This is a genomic window from Pseudarthrobacter sp. N5, assembly GCF_050157035.1.
GTDB lineage: Bacteria > Actinomycetota > Actinomycetes > Actinomycetales > Micrococcaceae > Arthrobacter.
This window is the reverse complement of the sequence record NZ_CP189593.1, coordinates 3,465,746-3,485,712: the sequence shown is the minus strand read 5'-3', so window position 1 is coordinate 3,485,712 and position 19,967 is coordinate 3,465,746. Positions and strand designations below refer to the sequence as shown.

22 protein-coding genes and 2 pseudogenes are annotated in these 19,967 nt (G+C 62.6%); 15 read left to right on the top strand and 9 right to left on the bottom strand.

Annotated elements, in window-relative coordinates:
• The first annotated feature begins 11 nt into the window (after positions 1 to 11).
• Positions 12 to 379: pseudogene (locus ACQCST_RS16740) on the top strand (VOC family protein).
• Between the two features lie 242 nt (positions 380 to 621).
• Here the strand turns inward: ACQCST_RS16740 and ACQCST_RS16735 are convergent.
• On the bottom strand, positions 622 to 1,017 hold the full coding sequence (locus ACQCST_RS16735; RefSeq protein ID WP_426996848.1) for a VOC family protein: 396 nt from the start codon (positions 1,015 to 1,017) through the stop codon (positions 622 to 624).
• A 147-nt stretch (positions 1,018 to 1,164) separates the two neighbouring features.
• A complete protein-coding gene (locus tag ACQCST_RS16730) occupies positions 1,165 to 1,512 on the bottom strand; it encodes a VOC family protein (RefSeq protein ID WP_426996847.1) in 348 nt (115 codons plus the stop codon).
• 393 nt (positions 1,513 to 1,905) lie between these two features.
• On the opposite strand from ACQCST_RS16730, the gene ACQCST_RS16725 reads away from it, so the two are divergent.
• Positions 1,906 to 2,388, top strand: coding sequence for a class I SAM-dependent methyltransferase (locus ACQCST_RS16725; RefSeq protein ID WP_426996846.1), 483 nt, complete (start codon positions 1,906 to 1,908; stop codon positions 2,386 to 2,388).
• A gap of 476 nt (positions 2,389 to 2,864) precedes the next feature.
• A complete protein-coding gene (locus ACQCST_RS16720) occupies positions 2,865 to 3,644 on the top strand; it encodes a type 1 glutamine amidotransferase domain-containing protein (protein WP_426996845.1) in 780 nt (259 codons plus the stop codon).
• Positions 3,645 to 3,824: 180 nt separating this feature from the next.
• Here ACQCST_RS16720 and ACQCST_RS16715 read toward each other — a convergent pair.
• A pseudogene (locus tag ACQCST_RS16715) lies at positions 3,825 to 5,139 on the bottom strand (IS1380 family transposase); the annotation flags it as partial.
• On the opposite strand from ACQCST_RS16715, the gene ACQCST_RS16710 reads away from it, so the two are divergent.
• Positions 5,032 to 5,319, top strand: a complete 288-nt coding sequence (locus ACQCST_RS16710) for a helix-turn-helix domain-containing protein (RefSeq protein WP_426996844.1) — start codon at positions 5,032 to 5,034, stop codon at positions 5,317 to 5,319. The pseudogene ACQCST_RS16715 and the gene ACQCST_RS16710 overlap by 108 nt on opposite strands.
• A gap of 185 nt (positions 5,320 to 5,504) precedes the next feature.
• Positions 5,505 to 5,732 carry a GYD domain-containing protein gene (locus ACQCST_RS16705; protein ID WP_426996843.1) on the top strand — a complete coding sequence of 76 codons (228 nt, stop codon included), beginning with the start codon at positions 5,505 to 5,507 and terminating at the stop codon, positions 5,730 to 5,732.
• A gap of 198 nt (positions 5,733 to 5,930) precedes the next feature.
• Here ACQCST_RS16705 and cynR read toward each other — a convergent pair whose 3' ends face one another.
• Complete coding sequence (gene cynR / locus ACQCST_RS16700; protein WP_426996842.1) at positions 5,931 to 6,803, bottom strand: transcriptional regulator CynR; 873 nt, start codon at positions 6,801 to 6,803, stop codon at positions 5,931 to 5,933.
• A 108-nt stretch (positions 6,804 to 6,911) separates the two neighbouring features.
• On the opposite strand from cynR, the gene ACQCST_RS16695 reads away from it, so the two are divergent.
• The 3 genes from ACQCST_RS16695 to ACQCST_RS16685 all read left to right on the top strand — a co-directional run bounded on the left by ACQCST_RS16695 (position 6,912) and on the right by ACQCST_RS16685 (position 9,286).
• On the top strand, positions 6,912 to 7,571 hold the full coding sequence (locus ACQCST_RS16695; RefSeq protein WP_426996841.1) for a carbonic anhydrase: 660 nt from the start codon (positions 6,912 to 6,914) through the stop codon (positions 7,569 to 7,571).
• Positions 7,572 to 7,601: 30 nt separating this feature from the next.
• On the top strand, positions 7,602 to 8,072 hold the full coding sequence (cynS, locus tag ACQCST_RS16690; RefSeq protein ID WP_426996840.1) for a cyanase: 471 nt from the start codon (positions 7,602 to 7,604) through the stop codon (positions 8,070 to 8,072).
• 446 nt (positions 8,073 to 8,518) lie between these two features.
• Positions 8,519 to 9,286, top strand: coding sequence for an alpha/beta hydrolase (locus ACQCST_RS16685; RefSeq protein WP_426996839.1), 768 nt, complete (start codon positions 8,519 to 8,521; stop codon positions 9,284 to 9,286).
• A 316-nt stretch (positions 9,287 to 9,602) separates the two neighbouring features.
• Here the strand turns inward: ACQCST_RS16685 and ACQCST_RS16680 are convergent, their stop codons facing one another.
• Positions 9,603 to 10,244 carry a LysE family translocator gene (locus tag ACQCST_RS16680; RefSeq protein ID WP_426996838.1) on the bottom strand — a complete coding sequence of 214 codons (642 nt, stop codon included), beginning with the start codon at positions 10,242 to 10,244 and terminating at the stop codon, positions 9,603 to 9,605.
• Between the two features lie 546 nt (positions 10,245 to 10,790).
• On the opposite strand from ACQCST_RS16680, the gene ACQCST_RS16675 reads away from it, so the two are divergent.
• From ACQCST_RS16675 to ACQCST_RS16660, 4 genes are all read left to right on the top strand, one after another.
• Entirely contained in the window at positions 10,791 to 11,807 is a 1,017-nt protein-coding gene (locus ACQCST_RS16675) for an acetylxylan esterase (protein WP_426996837.1), read from the top strand.
• Positions 11,808 to 12,036: 229 nt separating this feature from the next.
• Positions 12,037 to 13,200, top strand: a complete 1,164-nt coding sequence (locus tag ACQCST_RS16670; protein ID WP_426996836.1) for a 3-deoxy-7-phosphoheptulonate synthase — start codon at positions 12,037 to 12,039, stop codon at positions 13,198 to 13,200.
• Between the two features lie 167 nt (positions 13,201 to 13,367).
• Positions 13,368 to 13,580, top strand: a complete 213-nt coding sequence (locus tag ACQCST_RS16665; RefSeq protein ID WP_426996835.1) for a helix-turn-helix domain-containing protein — start codon at positions 13,368 to 13,370, stop codon at positions 13,578 to 13,580.
• Between the two features lie 201 nt (positions 13,581 to 13,781).
• Positions 13,782 to 13,880, top strand: coding sequence for a 30S ribosomal protein bS22 (locus tag ACQCST_RS16660; protein ID WP_003792170.1), 99 nt, complete (start codon positions 13,782 to 13,784; stop codon positions 13,878 to 13,880).
• Between the two features lie 102 nt (positions 13,881 to 13,982).
• Here the strand turns inward: ACQCST_RS16660 and ACQCST_RS16655 are convergent, their stop codons facing one another.
• The gene (locus tag ACQCST_RS16655; RefSeq protein WP_426996834.1) at positions 13,983 to 14,801 is read right to left on the bottom strand and encodes an HAD family hydrolase; all 819 of its coding nucleotides are present in this window, start codon (positions 14,799 to 14,801) and stop codon (positions 13,983 to 13,985) included.
• A 76-nt stretch (positions 14,802 to 14,877) separates the two neighbouring features.
• Between ACQCST_RS16655 and ACQCST_RS16650 the strand changes: the two genes are divergently transcribed.
• A complete protein-coding gene (locus ACQCST_RS16650) occupies positions 14,878 to 15,132 on the top strand; it encodes a glutaredoxin family protein (RefSeq protein WP_426996833.1) in 255 nt (84 codons plus the stop codon).
• Between the two features lie 121 nt (positions 15,133 to 15,253).
• Positions 15,254 to 15,949 (top strand): redox-sensing transcriptional repressor Rex, encoded by a 696-nt coding sequence (locus ACQCST_RS16645; RefSeq protein ID WP_426996832.1) that lies wholly within the window; start codon positions 15,254 to 15,256, stop codon positions 15,947 to 15,949.
• A 135-nt stretch (positions 15,950 to 16,084) separates the two neighbouring features.
• On the opposite strand, the gene ACQCST_RS16640 is transcribed toward ACQCST_RS16645, so the two are convergent.
• The 3 genes from ACQCST_RS16640 to ACQCST_RS16630 all read right to left on the bottom strand — a co-directional run bounded on the left by ACQCST_RS16640 (position 16,085) and on the right by ACQCST_RS16630 (position 19,053).
• Positions 16,085 to 16,924 (bottom strand): hypothetical protein, encoded by an 840-nt coding sequence (locus ACQCST_RS16640; protein ID WP_426996831.1) that lies wholly within the window; start codon positions 16,922 to 16,924, stop codon positions 16,085 to 16,087.
• A 250-nt stretch (positions 16,925 to 17,174) separates the two neighbouring features.
• The gene (locus tag ACQCST_RS16635; RefSeq protein WP_426996830.1) at positions 17,175 to 17,822 is read right to left on the bottom strand and encodes a hypothetical protein; all 648 of its coding nucleotides are present in this window, start codon (positions 17,820 to 17,822) and stop codon (positions 17,175 to 17,177) included.
• Between the two features lie 682 nt (positions 17,823 to 18,504).
• A complete protein-coding gene (locus ACQCST_RS16630) occupies positions 18,505 to 19,053 on the bottom strand; it encodes a YceI family protein (RefSeq protein ID WP_426996829.1) in 549 nt (182 codons plus the stop codon).
• Positions 19,054 to 19,273: 220 nt separating this feature from the next.
• On the opposite strand from ACQCST_RS16630, the gene ACQCST_RS16625 reads away from it, so the two are divergent.
• On the top strand, positions 19,274 to 19,954 hold the full coding sequence (locus ACQCST_RS16625) for a histidine phosphatase family protein (protein ID WP_426996828.1): 681 nt from the start codon (positions 19,274 to 19,276) through the stop codon (positions 19,952 to 19,954).
• The last annotated feature ends 13 nt before the right edge of the window (positions 19,955 to 19,967 follow it).

Genomic DNA, 19,967 nt, shown 5'->3' with positions numbered 1-19,967 from the left:
GGGTGGGAGGCATGGCTTCTCGCTTCTCCGAACTGGTCATCAACTGCCTGGATCCGCAACGGCTGGCGGAGTTCTGGTGCGAGGTGCTCGGCTTCGTCGTGCTCGACACCGAGGACGGCGCGAGATCGGACCGGAGGAAGGGTTCGGCGGACTGCAACCGACCCTGATCTTCAGCCCGACGACTGAGCCCAGGACCGGCAAGCTGCGGCTGCACATCGACATCAACCCCACCGACCGCGACCAGGACGCCGAGCTCGAGCGCCTCCTGAAGATCGGTGCGCGGCCGGCCGATATCGGCCAGACCGGCGAGGAGCAGTGGCACGTTCTGCTCGACCCCGAGGGCAACGAGTTCTGCCTCCTGCGACGCCGCCTGAGCTGAGTCCCCGCCTGAATGAAGAAACTAAGAGGGGACCCGCTGGAGGTGCTCCCCCTCTTCACGTTTTGATGCTCACCGGCGTGCGCGGAATGAGGGGTTTGACCTGCAGGGGAACAGTGGTTGGCGCTAAGGATTCTGCGTGGGCTGCACGGTTCAGGGTCGCAGCCTTAGGGGCCGTTTGGCAGTGCAGTTTGGGGATCCTTGGCCGGGCCCCGCCTCATCACGCCACGTGCGTGGGCTGGAGGTCAGGACCCTTGCGGCGGTTGGATGGGTGGCCAGACGTTCTGTTGTCGATCTTCCGGACTCAGGATCCCTAAGCCGTTGCCGTCGGGATCATCGACGATCGCGTAACGGGCACCCCAGAAGGCGTCATAGGGCTGTTGATGGCCTTCGTATCCTGCGCTGGTCAACTCCGCATAGGTCTGGTCGATGGCCTCGCGCGCCGTACGGAGAACCCGAGCACCGCAGTGCCCCCGGGTGGTCCCAGTCCAACCTGAGTCCCCTTGGGGCACGAACTCGACGCTGTCCCATTCGATAAGCCTGCCGTTGGGTAGCCGGGCGGCGACATGCGGGACTCCCGGCCCGGCGTCTATTCTCAGGCCAAGGCCAAGGCCAAGGTAGAAGGCGACGGTGGCGTCCATGTACCGCACACCAGTTTTATGTGACCCAAGACGGGCTCATAAGACATAACACCCCCTCCTCTCCGTTACGGACATGGGCACTTCGACACGCGGTTGGATGCCTGTTCGCCCCATCGGGAGCCACGTGCCCATCCAGAGCTGATGGCTCTACGCCGCCTTCGGCCGCCAGATCGCGAATCGGTTGCCGAGTGGATCAAGGAGGTGTGCGAACTCGATGCTGCCATTGTCAACGAGTGGGAGGGCAACGGTTGCGCCGAGCTCTGTCGCTCTGTCGATCGCCGCGGCTACGTCATCGACGTGAACGTAGAAGATTGCCCAGTTTGCGCCGCCCATCCCCGAGGTATCCCAAAGACCACCTTCGTCGGCGTTGACCATGCTGTATTGGGCCGGAGAGGACGGCGGCCCCACTTCCCAGCCGAACAGTCCAGAGTAGAAGGCCTTTGATGCCTCCGGATCGGGTGAACCTATCTCGAAATAGTCGACTTTATTCGGCATCTCAAATCCTTTCGCTGGTCTGTCAAAGGTTCTTCTGACAGACCCAATCGTCGTAGTTGAATACCTTGGCCACGTGGTCTGTCGCTGCTGCATGCCATGAGAGGGACGGACGAGGCCATCTTGGGCTGGTGGCGAACGCGATGTCAAGGGGTACGAGCCACCTCAATCGTCTCCAAAGACGCAGGTGGTCCCGCTCGCATCAACCCCGACTAATGCAAATGGTCAATTGCCCGGAAGTCGGACCCTGAACGGCCCAGCAACCGATCCGCGGCTTTCCGCAACGGGTGTCCCGCTTAGCGCTTTCGATCCGTTCCTTCTTCGACAACACGCGCAACACCTGACAACAAAGGGGTGTTGCAACTACCGATTGAACTCGCCTTCCCCAGACGGGACATGCCCCTAGTTTCGTGGCTGTTAGGGTCACCCTCGCGCGGCCATCGGCTAGCAGTTCTGGACCTTGGAGCCGGCACCGGACTGGGAACCCGGACCATCGCAACCCTCGGACACGTCGTCACCGCCGTCGATACAGTTGACGACATGCTGTCCGTCCTCAGAAAGGTACGTAAGGAGCTCCCGCACCGGGTCGCGGGGCGCATCACTACGGCTACCGGCTCGGCGGAACGCATCCCTTTAAGAAATCGGAGTGTCGACGCCATCAGCTGTCTCCAGGCCTGGCACTGGGTAGACCCCGCACGGGCAATGGCTGAATGCGATCGTGTACTGAGGCCAAACGGCATGGTGGGTCTGGCCTGGCACACCTGGGACCGTACCAGCGAGTGGGTGAAGGCACTGGCCGCCATCATAGAGCCGGGCGAAACCCCCGCTGACCGAACCCGTAGCGTACCTGCAGAGTTTGCCGGACGGGGCACCTTTTGAACGCAAGATATTCCCCTTCAACTACGAACTGCAGGTCGACCAACTCGTGCAACTTGCCAGCTCATGGACTTTCGTCTCGCGGAGATCCGACCAACGCACGGTCTTGGCGAAATCCGTCGCCTGGGTGAACAAGCAGCGTCACCTGACACAGGCCTTGTTGGATTTCTTCACGTCACGGCCACCTTCCGCCTGCAGCGGCCGGGCGGAGTTGTCGTGGCGTAGGTTGCGACTTTTCACCGCGATGGAGGGGCTTGAGGACCAATGCTCGGGAAAGTCAGGTTAAGCCGATCCCGCGTGGTAACCATGGGTGCCTCGGTTCGTTGAGCCTGTATGGCTAAACATAAATATCTGGCTGCGGCCGAGGAGGCCTCGTACGGGCGATTCGAGGCGCTGACGACTGCCACCGTCTAAGACGGGGAGGGAGGACCTGAATTTGGGCTAGGCGTAGTGTGGGTTTTAGACGATAGGAGCACTTCATGAAGAAAATCCTCATGGTACTGACCAGCGTTTCCGAGATCGGCGATACGGGCGAGAAGACCGGCTACAACGTGGCCGAAGCTGCACATCCCTGGAAGGTCTTCAAGGATTCCGGGCATTTCGTCGACTTTGCGTCCATCCAGGGCGGCCAGCCCCCGCGCGACGAGGTGGACTCAGAAGATCCCATCCAGGTCGCCTTCACGGAGGACGAGACCACGCGCGCCGGTCTCTACAACACTGCCCGCGTCGACGTCGTTGATCCCGACCAGTACGACGGAGTCTTCCTCGTGGGCGGCCACGGCACCATGTGGGACTTCCCGGACAGCGAAGGCTTGCAGAATCTGGTGGCCAGCGTCTACAACGCCGGCGGCTTGGTGGGCGCGGTCTGCCACGGGCCGGCCGGCTTGCTGAACGTGGAATTGGAGAACGGGCTTCGCCTCGTCGAGGGCCGGAAGGTGGCCGCCTTCACCAACGACGAGGAGGTCGCCGCAGGGAAAGACAAGGTCATCCCGTTCTTTTTGGCAGACCGACTTGAGGAACAGGGCGCCACCCACGTCTCCGCTGATGTCTTTGAGGAGAAGGTCGTGGTTGACGACCGGCTGGTGACCGGCCAGAACCCGGCTTCAGCCGCCGGCGTGGCCAAGGAGATGGAGAAGCTCTTCGCAGAGGTCATCCACCAGGAAAAAGCCGAGGAACAGCACGAGACGGAGGCTCTGCGCGCCGAGAAGGACGCCGAGAAGAACGCCAAGAAGGCTGCTGCGGCAGGCACCGAGCACTAGCCTCGATTTTTCTTCGTCGGCCTTGTTCCCGGCTGTGGGGCGAGGGGCGGCCTGGTCGGTTGAGGGAAAGGGATTTGGGCGCGGGGCGCTGTCCCTGCTGGTTGCCCGGGTTTGGCGCCGGTTGCGCGTTCGGCTGGTCTTGCTGGTTTCTGTCGCAGTTTCGGGGGGCGCTGCATGCGGTCAGGTCGGCGCGGGTTGCCGGCCGGGGCCGCTGATCCGTGTGATTGTTTCCAGCAGCACGATGATGAGGTCTTTTTCGGGTGCTTGGGCCGGCGGCAGGGGTTGATGCTTCCGGCCGCTGGAGATCAGTTTCCCGGCGGTGGCGAAGACCCGGTAGCGCCAGCGCTTGACGTTCCAGAACCGGGCCGTGTGTCCGGTGGGAAGACAGCTGAGCTGGAGCCGGCCGATCAGGTTCGAGGCCGGCGCCGCGATGTTGGCCCAGGCCTGGTTCGCGGCGAAGGAGAAGAACGGGAACTTGCCCAGCCCGGTGTTCTTCAGGGTTTTGATCCGGTTTTCACCCCGGCCAAGGGCCCGGTGGCGGGCATCCAGGTGGGGGCCGTGCCAGTGCGGTGAGTTCGTCAGGAACGCGGTGATCCGGTTTCCGTCCAGATCCAGCAGCGTCGGTTGCGCGCCCGGATGCAGCGGTTCGGCGCGGAGATACGGGTTTGTGCCCGCGGGTAGTCTGCCAGCGGAATGATGTCGGTGGCGTTGATGACCCATGCGTCGGTGCGTTCGTTGCCGTCCTGGTTCAGGGCCGGCTGCCAGTACTTTTTGTCGCTGATCCAGTCGACCATGTGGGCTTTGGCGACCGGGACCGGATAGCTGACAGAGAACTGGGCTCCGGCGGTGTGGAGGTGCCAGAGGAATTTGCGGGACGCGCCGGCGCTGTCGGTGCGGATCAGGATCTTTTCCCCGATCAGCTCTCCGGCGCCGGTGAAGAAACCGTCCGGGAGTTGGGCCACGGCGGTGTCGAAGACGCGGATGTGGTCCTGGGCGTTGTTGGCGCCGGCGTTGCCCGGACGCAGGAGCACGGTGAGGATTTCCCCGGTTCTGTTCCCTCCGCCGTGGTCGCATGCGGCGATGAAGGGGGCGAACCCGTAGCCGCCCTTGTAGGTGCCGGCCACGTTTTCTTTGTCCGAGTGCGAGGTCACGAGGTCGCGTCCAGATCGATGATGAGCGGCTCCGCGGCCGTGGCGGCCAGCGCAGGGTTCCGTTCCCCGGCTGCTTCCCATGCCCTGGATCGCAGGGCGCGGGTGGGGGTTTCGAATCCGTGGGCGAAGCCTTCCGGGTTCTGCGCGGTCCGGTCGAAAAACCGGGACATGGTCGCGTTCGAGGCCACCGGCCCGAAGATACCGGTTGAGCTGCGGAACATCTCCAGGTCCGAGACATGCTCGCCGCCGGCGGCCAGCATGAGAGCCAGGGAACCGACCAGATTGCCCGGACGGTGCGTCGCTCCGGCCGGGGCGAACCGGCCCAGTCTGTCCTCGCTCAGGGACCAGCTGCGCGGGAAACAGCCAGGCTATCGGTCAAACAGGAAGCCCATCTGGTCGACCTTCACATTGCCGGCGAGCACACCATAGGTGAGCTGGCCGAGCTGTTCTCAGTCGGTCGTTCCACGGTCTACCGGGCATTTGAACGAGCACAACGAAAAACGGTCAGTGCACCCGGCTCCTGACATTTCGTGCGCTCGCCTTCGGAAATTGGCAGGGCTTGTATCTGGACCGTTATCAGCGCGAAAACGAGGGCCTACCATGTGGACAGAGCCCCCGCTCTGGGGACCAGTTCCGGGATCTTCCCTCGTTGCACGTTGGGCACGCTTTCGGCGGTGCGGGTACTGGAAGTCACAGGACAGGAAAGACGATGACCAAATATCTGTTCGAAGCGAACTACGTGGGAGAGGGAATCAAGGGCCTCATGCGAGAAGGCGGCACCAAGCGCCGTGATGCGGTCGTCGAAGCCCTCAAATCGGTGGACGGCTCGGTCGAATGTTTCTACTACGCCTTCGGGGAGACCGATGTCCTGGGGCCTTCGAGATCCCGGATCAGGCCAACACCACCTCACTGTCGCTCACGCGCAAACAGCAGCTGACACGCCCCAGTGATCTGAGTTATCGCCAAGGTGTGAGTGTTAGTTGGGAAGGGCGGCTTTTTCAGAGTCCAAGTGGCGGTTTCGGGGTCGTGTCTCTCGAACGTCCACAGGGCGGGGGTGACGGGTCCATGGCGAGGGTGTTGTCCTGCCCGGCCCGTAGCGGATACTTCCCTGAGAACCCGATCCGCACGAAGCGCTTTACCACTCCGAGGCCAGGGCGGCGAAGGCATGGCTGGCGGCGCTCTGATAGGCTCCTGCCCTTCGAAGCAGAGCTGCGGTGCGCCGCGGCAGCGGCTGGGTCAAGCTGATCGGATAGAGGTTGTCCTGTTCGCGGGCGATCGCGTCGGGCAGTACTGTGGCAAACGGGCCCCGGCGGACGATTTCGACGATCGCATGGACCGAGTTCGCTTCGATGGCGATCCGCGGCGCTATCCCGTGCTCCTGGAAGTATCGGTCGATATGGTGCCGTGTGGCGAAGTCCCTGCTGAGCAGCACAAGCTCCTGGTACCCCAATTCCTGTACCGTCAACGGCGCCTGCTTTCCGGCGTGCGGGTGCGATGGTCCGACGACCACGCCGAGAGTTTCGGGAAACAACGGCTGCGCCTCGATCGGAGACGACACCGACTCGGCGAACGCGATCCCAATGTCGAGACGGTCCTCGGCCAGCTCTGACTCGATCCGGTCCTGGGTCATTTCCTGGATGCTTAGGGTTATCCCGGGGTGGCGGGAGTTGAACCGCTGCACCAGTGGGCCGACCAGGTAGGCCGTGAAGGTCGGGGTCATCGCGAGCCGGAGCGAACCCCGGCTGAGGTCTTTAACATCGTGGATGGCACGTTCGCCGGCGCTGAAATCCTGCAGCGCCCGGCGCGCATACCCCAGATAGATCTCGCCGGCGTCGGTCAGGCGCACCGTCCGCCCGCTACGGTCCAGCAGCTGTGCGTGCAGCGAATTTTCCAGTTGTTTGATCTGCTGCGAAAGGGTCGGCTGCGACACGTGCAGCGCCTCGGCCGCCCGGGTGAAGTTCTGGTGTTCGGCGACCGCGAGCAGGTAGCGGACATGGCGTAGAAGCATGCCACCAACTATAGCGAATAGTAATCGGATTGATCGGAAATGCGCCTTGGACACTATGGCTGTGGGCTGTCATCGTTGAATCATCACCTCAAGCAAGGGAGACACAGCATGCAGGACATCATCGAGGGCGTACTCAAGTTTCAGCGGGATGTGGTTCCGGGGCGTGCCGAACTTTTCCAGAGGCTCGCCACCACTCAGCATCCGGGGGCACTGTTCGTGACCTGCTCGGATGCGCGCGTGATTCCGGAACTGATGACCCAGCGCGAACCCGGCGATCTGTTTGTCATCCGCAATGCGGGCAATATGGTGCCGGCCTTCGCCCCGGGGCCCGGCGGCGAGTCCGCGACCGTCGAGTACGCGGTTGCAGTCCTCGGGGTCACCGATATCGTGATCTGCGGCCACTCCGACTGCGGGGCGATGACCGCCATCTCCACGGGCAAATGCCTTGATGATGTGCCGGCCGTCGCGGAATGGCTCCGCAACGCCGACGCGGCCAAAACGGTGAACGCCGCCGGCACCTACAGCTCCCCCGGTGAGAAGCTGGGCTCGCTGATCCGGGAGAATGTCATCTCCCAGCTGGCCAATATCGCCACCCACCCATCGGTGGCGCTGGCGGTCAAGCAAGGTCGGCTGAAGCTGCACGGCTGGGTCTACGACATAGAAACCGGCGGAGTCGAGACTTTCGACCACACGACCAGGGGATTCGCACCGCTCTCAGACAACGCGTATGCCCCGGCCACCCCCACCCGTCTCGGACAGTTCGTCTGAGTCCGTCCACCAACCGAAGGAAATAAACTTATGTTGCACTCGCAAGCCTCCCAAGCCCCGCGGCAGGAACTCACCGCCGCAGTCATCGAGGCAAAGACCCGCACCAACCTGTCCTGGCAGGACCTCGCCGATGACACAGGGTTGAGCGTCGCCTTTGTCACCGCCGCTCTGCTTGGCCAGCACCCGTTGCCCACGGCCGCGGCTGCCACCGTCAGCGAGAAGCTGGGTCTCGGCGACGACGCGGCGCTGCTCCTGCAGACCATCCCCGTCCGCGGCAGCATCCCGGGCGGCGTGCCGACCGACCCCACCGTGTACCGCTTCTACGAAATGCTCCAGGTCTACGGTTCCACCCTCAAGGCCTTGGTCCATGAGCAGTTCGGCGACGGCATCATCAGCGCGATCAACTTCAAACTCGACATCAAGAAGGTCGAGGACCCGGACGGCGGGTCCCGTGCGGTGATCACCCTCAACGGCAAGTACCTGCCGACCGTGCCGTTCTAAGCCGATCGCCGGTGAGGCAGGACCCCGGAGAGGGGCCCTGCCTCGCCTCACTGATCGTCAGGGATAAAGAGATCACCCCAGAGAGCCCGAACTTGGCGGTGCAGACGGATGACCCGCCCGCAAAGCCACCCGATGCCGGGCACGGTGCGGTGACGATCCAAAGACAAACGATGCCGGCACTACCGTGGCGGGTTCGCTCACCAACCGAGTGACGGGGCCGGCACTTTCGTCGGGAGGACCCCCGAAGGAAACCCGCCTTCCGTTTAGGAGATAAGTTAAGGCACGCAGAGAATGAGTCAATGGGTGAATTCCTCGCTGATGACGAGCTTACGTCATGGATTGCTCTGATTCGTGGGCTCCCTCCCGCGGTGCCACCGCTGGACATTGCTCAATTACGCGTTTCCCGTGAGAGGCCGCCGGGCCCTGATCTGCATGCTGTCAGGGACTTGACGATTCCTGGCGACCTCCCGGTTCCTGTTCGTCTTTACCGGCTCGGCGACGAACCGCGGCCACTCATCGTCTACGTTCATGGGGGAGGGTTCGTCTTCGGCGATCTCGATTCTCATGACCGGACTTGTCGGCGCCTGGCTTTGCATGCAAAGGCTGTTGTACTGGCGGTTGACTACCGGCGCGCACCTGAGAACCCGGCTCCAGCCGCCGTCGATGACGTCGTCCGGGTCCTCGACTGGGTGATGACAAAACAAAAAGAACTGGGGGCGGTCAATGAGCCTCCCGCTCTCGCCGGCGACAGCGCCGGTGGCTTGATCGCCATTGTGGCTGCAAACCGCATGGTTGAGGCCGGAATCCCGCTGAAAGCATTGCTGCTCATCTGCCCAAATGCCGACCTGACACTGTCGCAGCCCAGCGTCCAGCAGAATTCCAGTGGATGGGGGCTCGATAAAGCTGAACTGTCGTGGTTCGTTGACCAGTGGGTTCCGGACATGAACACAGGGAAGCTCTCGCGTTTCAGCCCCCTGCATATGGAATTCGGACCGCTGCCCACGACTGTCATCGCAACGGCGGAACATGATCCTTTGCATGACGAGGGCCAGTCATTGGCCCGTCGGCTGCGGGCCTCGGGTATCGACGCGCGTCTTGTCCCGAACTCCGGACTCGTCCATGGGTATCTGAGTCTCGATACTGTGTCACCGGCAGCAGCAGAGGCGGGAACCGGCCTTATGAAGTCATTCGGATCCGTTCTTCGGGAGGCATAATCCGCCAATGGCCATTGGAAGGCCAGCATCAGCTGCAGTAGTCCGACTTTGTGCCCGCTCCGGGTGCACCTAACGCAATGCCGAAACCGCCACTTGGAGCTGTGAATTAACCGCCAATCGAAGCTAACAGTCACACGGGGTAACCGATCTCTCTTTGCACAGTATTGAGGCACTCCAGGAAGTCTCGCACCGGCTCAACACTCGCCCCGCAAAACACTGTGCTGGGTCACTCCCGCGGGACTACTCGCCAAACTGCATTGAGCCGTGGCACGGCGTCCTGAAGAGATTTCCTGACTTCAGGGCCGGCTGTCGGTTGTTAACTGCTCGCGCCGGAGGCGATGACGCCGACGCCAAGGGCAGCGAGGATACCGCTACTGACGCGTTCGACGGCGGTGCTCACCCTGGGGCGCCGCAGCCACCTCATCGCCTTGAACGCGACGACGGCGACCGCCGACAGATAGGCGAAGGCAATGACGGATACCACCGAACCCAGGATCAGGGCCGCGCCCATGGTGTCCCCGCCGTGCGGAATGAACTGCGGGACGATCGCCAAGTAGAAGAGGCCCACTTTGGGGTTGAGCAGAGTGGACAACGCCCCGGCGCCAAAACCTGCAAGCCTGTTGCACCGGAGAGGCGTTTCTTCGCCACTGCTCCTAAGAGCTTCGTTGGCGGCCTTGCGGGTTTTCAGGAACGAGGAAATGCCGAGGTATAGCAAGTACAGTCCGCCGGCGATCTTGAGCCAACGGAAAACCTCGGCAGACTGTTCCAGAATGGCCGCCAAACCTATTCCAACGAGCGCAGCCCACACGATGGACGCGCCAGCCGAACCCGCCGCCGCGGCGATGCCGGCGCCCGGTCGGTTCAGCGCGATACGCAGCACCAAGAAAGTATCCGGTCCGGGCGTCAACGCAAGTACGAGACACAAACCAGCAAAAGCGGCGAGCGAGGCAATGGTCATGAGGACGATTATCCAGCAAGCGGCCACTGCGTGAAGACCAGAAGGCCCTCATCGAGGAATCCATTCTGGCCCTTCTTGGCAAACGGCCTCAGCCGGCAATCCGGTCAGCGGGTTGGCCTGGGCCTGAAGCTCCAGGTGCCCGGGCTGACGCTGAAATCGACGGCGGAGTCGCCCGCCTCCGTGCCATTTCCTACGGCGGCTCGCCCGACTGCGCTGCTCCCGACTGACCTGCTCCCCACGGCGCTTGCCGCCACTGCAGCGGCGGCCTCCGGCCGCGCTGCAGCGGAACGCTGCCCTTGGCGTGTTCCAGCCGGCGCACGGGAGGTTCGATCACGATCTCCGCACCGCCGGGGTACTACACCTCGGCGCGCCACGAAACAGTTCTTGACGTGGCTTCAATCGTGGATCCGTCCCCGCGCCGATGACATAGGATCTCTTCAAGCCAACCAGCCAGCCTACCCCCACTAGCTCGCCATAGTGGTCGTTGCGAGCCCCCGATACGACTCCTCATGCCCGTCAGTTGGGTTCAGAGAACCGGACGCCTTCATGCCACTTTTCGACCTCCCGCTCGACCAGCTCCGCGGCTACATCTCCGCGGTGACGCAGCCCGCAGATTTCACAGAGTTCTGGGACTCCACCATCGCCGAGGCACGGGAATTCCCGCTCAACGCCACGTTCGTACCGGTGGAGAACTACCTCAGCGTGATCGATACCTTCGACGTCGCGTTCGCCGGTTACGGTGGCGATCCGATCAAAGGTTGGCTGCACCTTCCGGTGAACCGCAGCGCGGGAACCCGGCTACCCGTCGTTGTGCAGTACATCGGCTATTCGGGCGGCCGCGGGCTGGTTAACCAGGACACCAAATGGGCGCAGGCAGGCTACGCGCACTTCATCATGGACACCCGTGGACAGGGCTACGGAGGGTTGCTCGGGGAGACGGCGGACCCGCACCCGTCCGCTGGTGAAGTGGCGTATGCGGGCCTGATGACGCGTGGGGCAGGGAGCCGCGAGGACTATTATTTCCGCCGCGTCTATGTGGATGCAGTCCGCGCGGTCGAAGCCGCCCAATCACATCCTGACATTGATCCTGCCCGGGTCATCATCGCCGGCGTCAGCCAGGGTGGAGGCATCACGGTGGCCGTTGCCGGCCTGGTGGCAGGAAGACTCGACGGCGTGATCGCCGCCTTGCCGGATGTCCCGTTCCTTCAGGACTTCCCACGCTCCATCGACATTGCGCCGCGCGGCCCCTATCCGGAGATTGCCGCGTTCCTGGGACGCCATCGGGACAGCTACGAGCCAATGCTGGCCGTGCTGAACTACTTCGACGGCGTCAACCTCGGATCAGCGGCCACAGCACCTGCCCTGTTCTCCGTGGCGCAAATGGACGATATCTGCCCGCCGTCCACTGTCTTCGCGAGCTTCAATGCCTACGGAACCGGAACCGGAACCGGCACCCAGACCGCGAAGGACATCGAGGTGTACCGCTTCAACAACCACGAGGGCGGACAGGAACACCACTGGATCAAACAGCTTCAGTTCCTGCGGACGTTACTCGCCGGATGACACATTCGGGGATGCGCATTTGCTGCTCCGCGGAAACCGCAGTTATGGTGTGGCTATGACTAACCGTTGGTATGCGTATTTTTCGTTGGCTCTGGAGGAGCCCGCGTCTAACTGACACGCACCCAACTTTCCTTCAGAGCCAACAGGGCAGAGATCATTCTCTGCCCTTCGCCATTTCTCCGGCGGGTTCTGACAAGGGCCCGCTCCGCACCCGGAACAGGACCCGAACATGAGCACCGCAGCAGCTACCGAAGCCCGGCATTCCGCCACCGGACAATCCACATCCAGCCAGTCAACCTCCAGCCAGTCCACCTCGAACCTGAGGGTCAGCCAGTTCACCCCGCTTCCCACACCCCAGGGAATGATCGCGGAACTGCCGTTGGAGGCCCGGGCGGCGGACGTCGTCGAACGAGGCAGGGACCAGGTCCGGGCCATCATGGACGGTGTGGACGACCGGCTGCTCGTGATCGTGGGACCGTGCTCGATCCACGACCCCAAGGCTGGGTTGGAGTACGCCCGCCGGCTGGTCAGCCAGGCGGAGAAGCACAAGGAAGACCTGCTGATCGTGATGCGGGCGTACTTCGAGAAGCCGCGCACCACGGTTGGCTGGAAAGGCCTCATCAACGATCCCCACCTGGACGGCAGCCACAACATCGCCGCCGGCCTCCGCGCCGCCCGCCGGTTCCTCCAGGAGGTGACCTCCCTGGGCCTGCCTGCGGCCACAGAATTCTTGGAACCGATCAGCCCGCAGTACATGGCGGATCTGGTTTCCTGGGGCGCCATCGGTGCCCGGACTACCGAAAGCCAGATTCACCGCCAGCTAGCGTCCGGGCTGTCCATGCCCATCGGGTTCAAAAACGGGACCGACGGCGATCTCCAGGTGGCTGTCGACGCCTGCAGCGCCGCCGGAGCGGCGCAGGCGTTCCTGGGGATCGACGGCGAGGGCAGGGCAGCCCTGGTGGCGACGGCTGGAAACCCGGACACGCACGTGATCCTCCGGGGCGGACGCAAGGGGCCCAACTACTCGGCGGCGGACGTCGAAGCGGCGTCAGCAAGCCTGGCCGTCAAGGGGCTCAACCCGCGGCTCATAGTGGACGCGAGCCATGCCAACAGCGGCAAGAGCCACCACCGCCAAGCCGAGGTCGCCTTCGAAATCGGAGCGCAGCTGGAGAACTCCGGTGCTGCAGCAGGGGCCATCGCCGGCGTGATGCTGGAGAGTTTCCTGATAGGCGGAGCGCAGAGCCTGGACGTCGCAAAGCACGCTTTGGGCGCCGATGAACTGGTCTACGGCCAGAGCGTGACAGACGCCTGCATGGAGTGGGACGTGACGGCGTCGGTGCTGGACCAGCTTTCTGCCTCGGCACGCAAGCGCCGGGAGGCTCTACCGGCCTGAGATTGCAGGGGCCGAAAGAAAACTGATTACCTCCGGAGACTTTCACAATGGCCACAGCAGCCTCTAGAGTAACTAGCACATGGTTGTTGGATGTCTCAGCATCGGCACACCACCTATGGGGATAAATGGGTTGCCGTTGTTAGCCGTCAGCAAAGGAATATAGGGAAATGTCCGCAGAGCAGAACTTCTCGAACGCGAAGTTTCTGACCGTCGCCGAAGTGGCCGAGGTCATGCGCGTCTCCAAAATGACCGTGTACCGTTTGGTCCACTCCGGAGAGTTGCCAGCCGTCCGTTTCGGCCGCTCCTTCCGGGTGCCGGAAAACGCCGTCGAACAGTATCTCAAGGGTGCTGTAGTGGACGGCCAGTCCGAGACCGCCTGACTTTCCCGGGGGCCGCCAACCGTGCCAGTGACCGCTGAAGGTCATCAAAGCGGTGGCGGTCAGTGGGTGCCCCGGATAAGCGGTACCCTGTTAAGGAACGTTTTACGTCATTGTAAGAATCTGTCAGTTGTTCAGTCTGTTGCCTAGTCCATGGACGTTATCCAACAGACAGGTACTGCATCTAGTTTGTGAGGAACTTTCGTGGGTTCAGTTATTAAGAAGCGTCGCAAGCGTATGGCCAAGAAGAAGCACCGCAAGTTGCTTCGTAAGACCCGCCACCAGCGCCGCAATAAGAAGTAGAGATACTTCTGCCAGCGTCAATGCCCGTCACCTTTCGAGGTGGCGGGCATTTTTGCTGCCGGCTCCCGGCGGTTGTGTTGCCGTCGTCGTTTCTGCTGTCGCTCAGACGCGCGGTCCGCGGAAGCGTGAGAAGCCCCGCCACAGGCCATATACCGCGCCGCCCACTGTTGCGGCCTTGAGCCCCAGCGTGGCAGCGCGGCGTCCTGAGCGGAAATCGTAAACCGGCCAGTTGTTTTCCCGGGCGTGCCGGCGCAGCCTGGCATCCGGGTTGATCGCCACGGGGTGTCCCACCAGGCTCAGGAGCGGAATGTCATTGTAGGAGTCGCTGTAGGCCCAGCACCTCTTGAGGTCCAGGCCTTCGGTGTCAGCAACTTGCTGGACTGCCACTGCTTTCGCCGGCCCGTGGAGAATATCGCCCACCAGCCTGCCCGTATACGCCCCGTCCTTGATTTCACCCACGGTTCCCAGCGCACCGGTGAGGCCCAGCCGGGTGGAGATCACGGTGGCTACTTCTATGGGGGTGGCAGTCACTAGCCACACCTTTCGGCCAACGCGCAGGTGCTGCTGGGCCAGGGCTTTGGCGCCCGGCCAGATTCTGGAGGCAATCATTTCGTCGAAGACTTCTTCGCCCAGGGCTTTGACATCATCCACCGTGATGCCGGCCGCAAGGGTCAGGGCGGAATCCCGGACCGCATGGACGTCGTCCATGTTTTCACCGCGGAGCACAAACTTGAACTGTTTCCAGGCGAATCCTGCGGCCTGGGTGAGAGTGAACGCCTTGCGTTCGTACATTTTCCGAGCCACATGGAAGAGGCTGGCACCCTTCATCAGGGTGTTGTCGACGTCGAAAAAGGCCGCTTCGCCGTGCTGCGGCAGCGCAACCGGCCGCGTGATTACAGCAACGTACTTCTCCTCGGGCATGCCACGAGTCTAGTCAATCCCCACGGCCCCCGGTGTCCGAGTCGCCGGAGCGGACCAGCGGCGATACGGTTAAAGCATGGCTAAACCCGAGGTTGTCCTCATTACCAAAGCCGACTGTCACCTGTGCGCAGAGGCGCGCGACGCCGTCGGGCGCGTTACTTCGGCGCTGGGCCTTGGGTGGACGGAGCAGTCCGTGGACAACGACGCGGAGCTGCGCGAGCGCTACGCCGAGGAGATTCCGGTGGTACTGGTGAACGGGATTCAGCGGGACTTCTGGAAAATCGATGAGATCCGGCTGGACCGCGTCATCCAACGGGTCATGTCGCAATAGGAACATGTCGCAATAGGAACATGTCGCAATTGGGAGCTGCGCGGCCGAATGGCCACGGCTTTGCTGACTTGCGTGATAGAGCTTTAGAGTGGAAACACAACGCGACGCAATGGAGCAAATAGTGACCTCGCTGGAATCAACACCCCAGGCTGTCGATGGGGAAGCAGGAGCGGCAGTAAAGCAGATTCCGCCCGCTGCCGTGGCCCGGCTGACGCTCTACCTGCGCGCCCTGAACACCATGCTGGCCGAAGGAATTGAGCGGGTTTCGTCCGAGTCCCTGGCCGAAGCTTCCGGTGTGAATTCCGCAACTCTGCGCAAGGACCTCTCTCACGTGGGCTCGTACGGCACGCGCGGCGTGGGATATGAAGTGCAGTACCTGAGCCGCCACATCTCGGCAGCGCTGGGGCTGACCCGCGATTGGAAGGTCGCGATCGTGGGTGCCGGTAACCTCGGCAAGGCACTGGCGCGGTATGGAGGTTTTGGGTCCCGGGGCTTTGATGTGGTGGCTATTTTTGACGCCGACCAAATGGTGGTGGGCAATGAAGTGGGCTGGCTGCGGGTCAGCGATGCTGCGGACCTGGAGCCCGTCCTGCACCGAACGGGCGCCAACATGGTGGTTCTCGCCCTGCCTGCCGCCGTTGCGCAAAGTGTGTGCGACCGCGTGATTGCCGCGGGCGTCCGAAGTATTCTCAGCTTCGCTCCGGTGATGCTGCAGGTGCCGGAGGGCGTGAACCTGCGCAAAGTGGACATGGCCACCGAACTGCAGATCCTGGCGTACCACGCACAGCGGGCGCAGCTCCCGGACGAAACCGCTTAGAACTCTGCGGCCGCGCCCGGGATCCACGCCCGTTGGCTGAGATTACCCGTGGTGCCTGGCCTGGACAGTCCCTGACTTGGCAGTGTCCCTGGCCGGTGGTGTCCCTGGCTGGCAGTGTCCCGGCTGGCGGAACCGCTACTGTCGGTAGGGGTTGCCTGGCTGGTCTGGCTGGCCGTACGGGTTGGCGAATGGCTGCTGCTTGCGGAAGTACGGTGCTGAGGCCGGAAGGTACAGCAGTACGATCGCCGCGATACCGGCCAAGGAGCCTAGCGCACCGAGTCCAAGCTGCCCGAGGCCAAAAATCGAGAGGGCGGCGAACACTGTCCCCAGGATTCGGGCCCAGTTCTTTCCCTTGCGGACGTAGAAGGCCACGAGGGCGTAAAGGCCTGCGCCGATGATTGCAAAGACCACGAGGGTTCCGACAATAAAGCCCTTGATGTCATTAAACTGGATGTCCGCGCCACCGGCGGCGATCTGCTGATCGAACGTACGACGCATGTCCGGATCGTCCAGTGTGGGGATGGCCAGCAGGAGCGAAAGAACCCAGACTGCACCGGCGCCCACGATCAGCCAGAAAGCGATGTTGACCAGTTTCGGGATTCCGGTGGTGCCCTGTCCCTGCGGTTGCTCGGACGGATATTGGCCGTAGGGGGACTGGCCATGCGGCTGCTGGCCGTACTGAGGTGCGTTCTGGCCGAACTGCGGAGCGTTCTGCCCATACTGAGGTGCGTTCTGGCCGAACTGCGGTGCGTTCTGCCCATACTGAGGTGCGGCCGGTGCGTTCTGCCCGTACTGCGGGGCGTTCTGCCCATACTGAGGTGCGGCCGGGGCGTTCTGCCCATACTGAGGTGCGGCCGGTGCGTTCTGCCCGTACTGCGGTGCGGCCGGTGCGTTCTGCCCGTACTGCGGTGCCTCAGGCTGGCTGTTGGGCTCCGGCTCGTTCGGGTTCGGAGGCTGGACGGGGGGAGTGCTCATGAGCGGTCCTTTGCATGTCGACTTCTTCGAATCAGCAACCGGGATCAGCAAGATTGCCCTGCCCCAGCATGGGTTTAAGTCCACCGTACCCCGCTGCAGGCGTGCCGCGGGTCATTCCTTAGAGGTATTCCGGGACGCCGTCCGGAGATACGGAAGGCCGCAGCAGGGTCGGTAATGACCTTGCCGCGGCCTTCCATCGCTCAGCTACCTACAGGGACGCGATGCTCCGAGGCACCGCTGATGCGTCAGGCTAACTCTTGAAATGCTCCTGCGACTGCGGCAACCACATCAGAACGGCTGCTGCGGCGGCCACTGCGGATCCAATGAAATTCAGGTTGCCGGTGGTCAGCTGCAGCAGGAAGCTAATGAGTGCCAACCCGCCGAGAATCGAGAGGACCAACCGTGCCCACCGGGCGCCTTCCTTGAGGCGGATGGCGATGAAGACATAGAACGCGGCGAAGACCACGCTGATGATCAGCGCGGTAATCCCTGCACCCACCATGAGCCCGCCCAAGGCATTGGTGATGGTGAACATGCTGACGACGCTGAGAACAACGCCGAGTGCGGCCGCGGCGATCCAGAGCCAGTAAGAGATGACCAGCTGCTGGGGCGCGCCCTGGGTGTTGGAGATGCGCTCTCCGATGTTGTTGAAGTCCAGACCAAAAGTGTTGCGTGCAGGTGCGGTGTAGCCGAGTCCGGCGGGTGGGGCATTGTTGGCCGCGCCCATCGGAGCGGCGTAGCCCGGCTGGCCCGCTTGTCCGTATCCCTGGCCCGTTGCCTGGTAACTCGGGGGCTGCTGGTAGCCCTGAGGTGGCTGGTAGCCGGCAGGGGGGACGTTACTGGCCGGAGGCTGGGCACCCGGCTGCTCAGGCTGAGGTACATCACTAGGGTTAGTCATGGCTTCACTGTAGACCGCGAAACGTGGGAATTCTAGGAAATTCCGGGCCAAATCGCGGGGAACTGCCGGGTTTATTACAGTCGATTTACACCACAACAGCCCGGTATTTCGTGCGGTCTTCCCTCAGTCCGCGAACCATTCCCTGGAGTGCCGCACCCACATAAGGACTGTGGCCACCGCTACGACGGCGAATGACAGCAAGTCCAACGGTCCGAATCCCACCACCGCGGCAGCCCAGAACTTGGAGGCTGTGGCGATGCAGGCCAGGACTGTACAGACGGTCCGTGCCGAATTCTACGCCTGCCGCAACCGCCGGTCCTGCACCATGAGGACGATGCCCCTGACTGCTCCAAGGCCAGCTGACCAGAAGTCCGGAAGTGCCAATCCCCCGGCAATGACGTTCAGGCAACCGGCGATGATCCAGATCCACGACCCGTCACGATGGTTCCGGGCTCTTCCCTGTAATGGTAGAGATCTGACCGGCCAAGCCCTGAAAATTCTCCTGGCCGTTCAGATCCTTCATAACCTTGGACTGTGGTTTCCTCGAAGTGGGCCATGGACTCCATCTAAAGGGATGATGCCCAGCGCCGCCAGACATCCGCCGGACCCTGTGGATAACCTGCCGACGCCAGTAGCCGCAGAGACGGTTCTCTGCGGCTACTGGCACATCTGCCTTGGCGGATCAGGCTGCGGGGGCGATGAATGCCAGTTCCAGGTTGATGGCAACCTTGTCGCTGACCAGGACGCCACCGGCGTCAAGTATCGCGTTCCAGGTCAGGCCGAAGTCCTTGCGGCTGATGGTGGTCGCGGCGGAAACGCCGGCGCGGGTTGCACCGAAGGGGTCAACGGCAACGCCGTTGAATTCGGTCTCGAGCGAAACCGGGCGGGTGACACCTTTGATGGTGAGGTCGCCCTGCAGTTCGTAGCTTTCACCATTGCCAACGAGTCCATTGGAAACGAAGGATATTTCCGGGAACTTCTCGACGTCGAAGAAGTCTTCGCCACGGACGTGGCCGTCGCGGTTGACATCTCCGGAGTCAAAGCTGGCGGTCCGGATGGTGGCGTTAATCTTAGAATCGAAGACGTTTTCGGCGAGGTCCAGAGTAGCCTCAGCATCCTTGAACTGGCCGCGGACCTTGCTGATGCCTGCGTGGCGCACTGTGAACGCAATCTCGCTGTGTGAGTTGTCGAGCGTCCAGGTGCCGGTGGTGACGTTAGCGGGAAGTGCCATGGTGTATCTCCTTGGGTCTGCTGTGAAGAGTCCTGGGTGGAATTTCATCTGATCGTCGGTTGAAACTTCATTTGTTGAAGTGTCAACTAACTGCTTCACCCAGTATAAACATGCATTTGCATCTTTTATTCCAACCCCAGGGAACATTTTTCAAAATTCTTGAGTTCTACTTCCTGTAGAAGATTTCGATTCGCCCGACATCTTTGAGAAACTGGTACACATGCCCCAAGCCACTGTTCATTTGCTCCGCCACGGCGAGGTCCACAATCCCGGTGGTGTCCTCTACGGCCGGCTGCCGGAATTCCACCTCTCGGAGCTGGGCCGCCAGATGGCCCAGGTCCTGGCTGAGCACTTCCGTGAACGCGCTGCCGCGGGTGCAAACATCGTCTACCTGGCTGCCTCGCCACTGACCCGCGCCCAGGAAACTGCCCTTCCCACCGCGCAGGCGCTCAACCTGGACGTCAACACCGAGCCCCGCATCATCGAGGCCGGCAACTACTTCGAGGGCCTGAAAATCACCAAGGCGGAGCTCAGGAAGCCCAAGCATTGGCCGCACCTGATTAACCCCTTCAAGCCCTCCTGGGGTGAGCCATACAAGGATCAGGCAGCCCGGGTCATGGCTGCAGTCCAGGACGCCCGCCTCCGTGCCATTGAACTGGCGGGCGCTGACCTCGGCACGCCCGGCCCCGAAGCCATCCTGGTCAGCCACCAGCTCCCCATCTGGGCCACCCGGCTGAGCGCCGAGGGCAAAGCCCTCTGGCATGACCCCCGCAAACGCGAGTGCACGCTGACATCACTCACCTCCCTGGTGTTCGACGACGATGGCTCGCTCCTGCGCGTTGACTACAGCGAGCCTGCTGCGGCACTACTGCCCGGTGCTGCCAGCACACCTGGCGCATAGCGATGGACGTCGC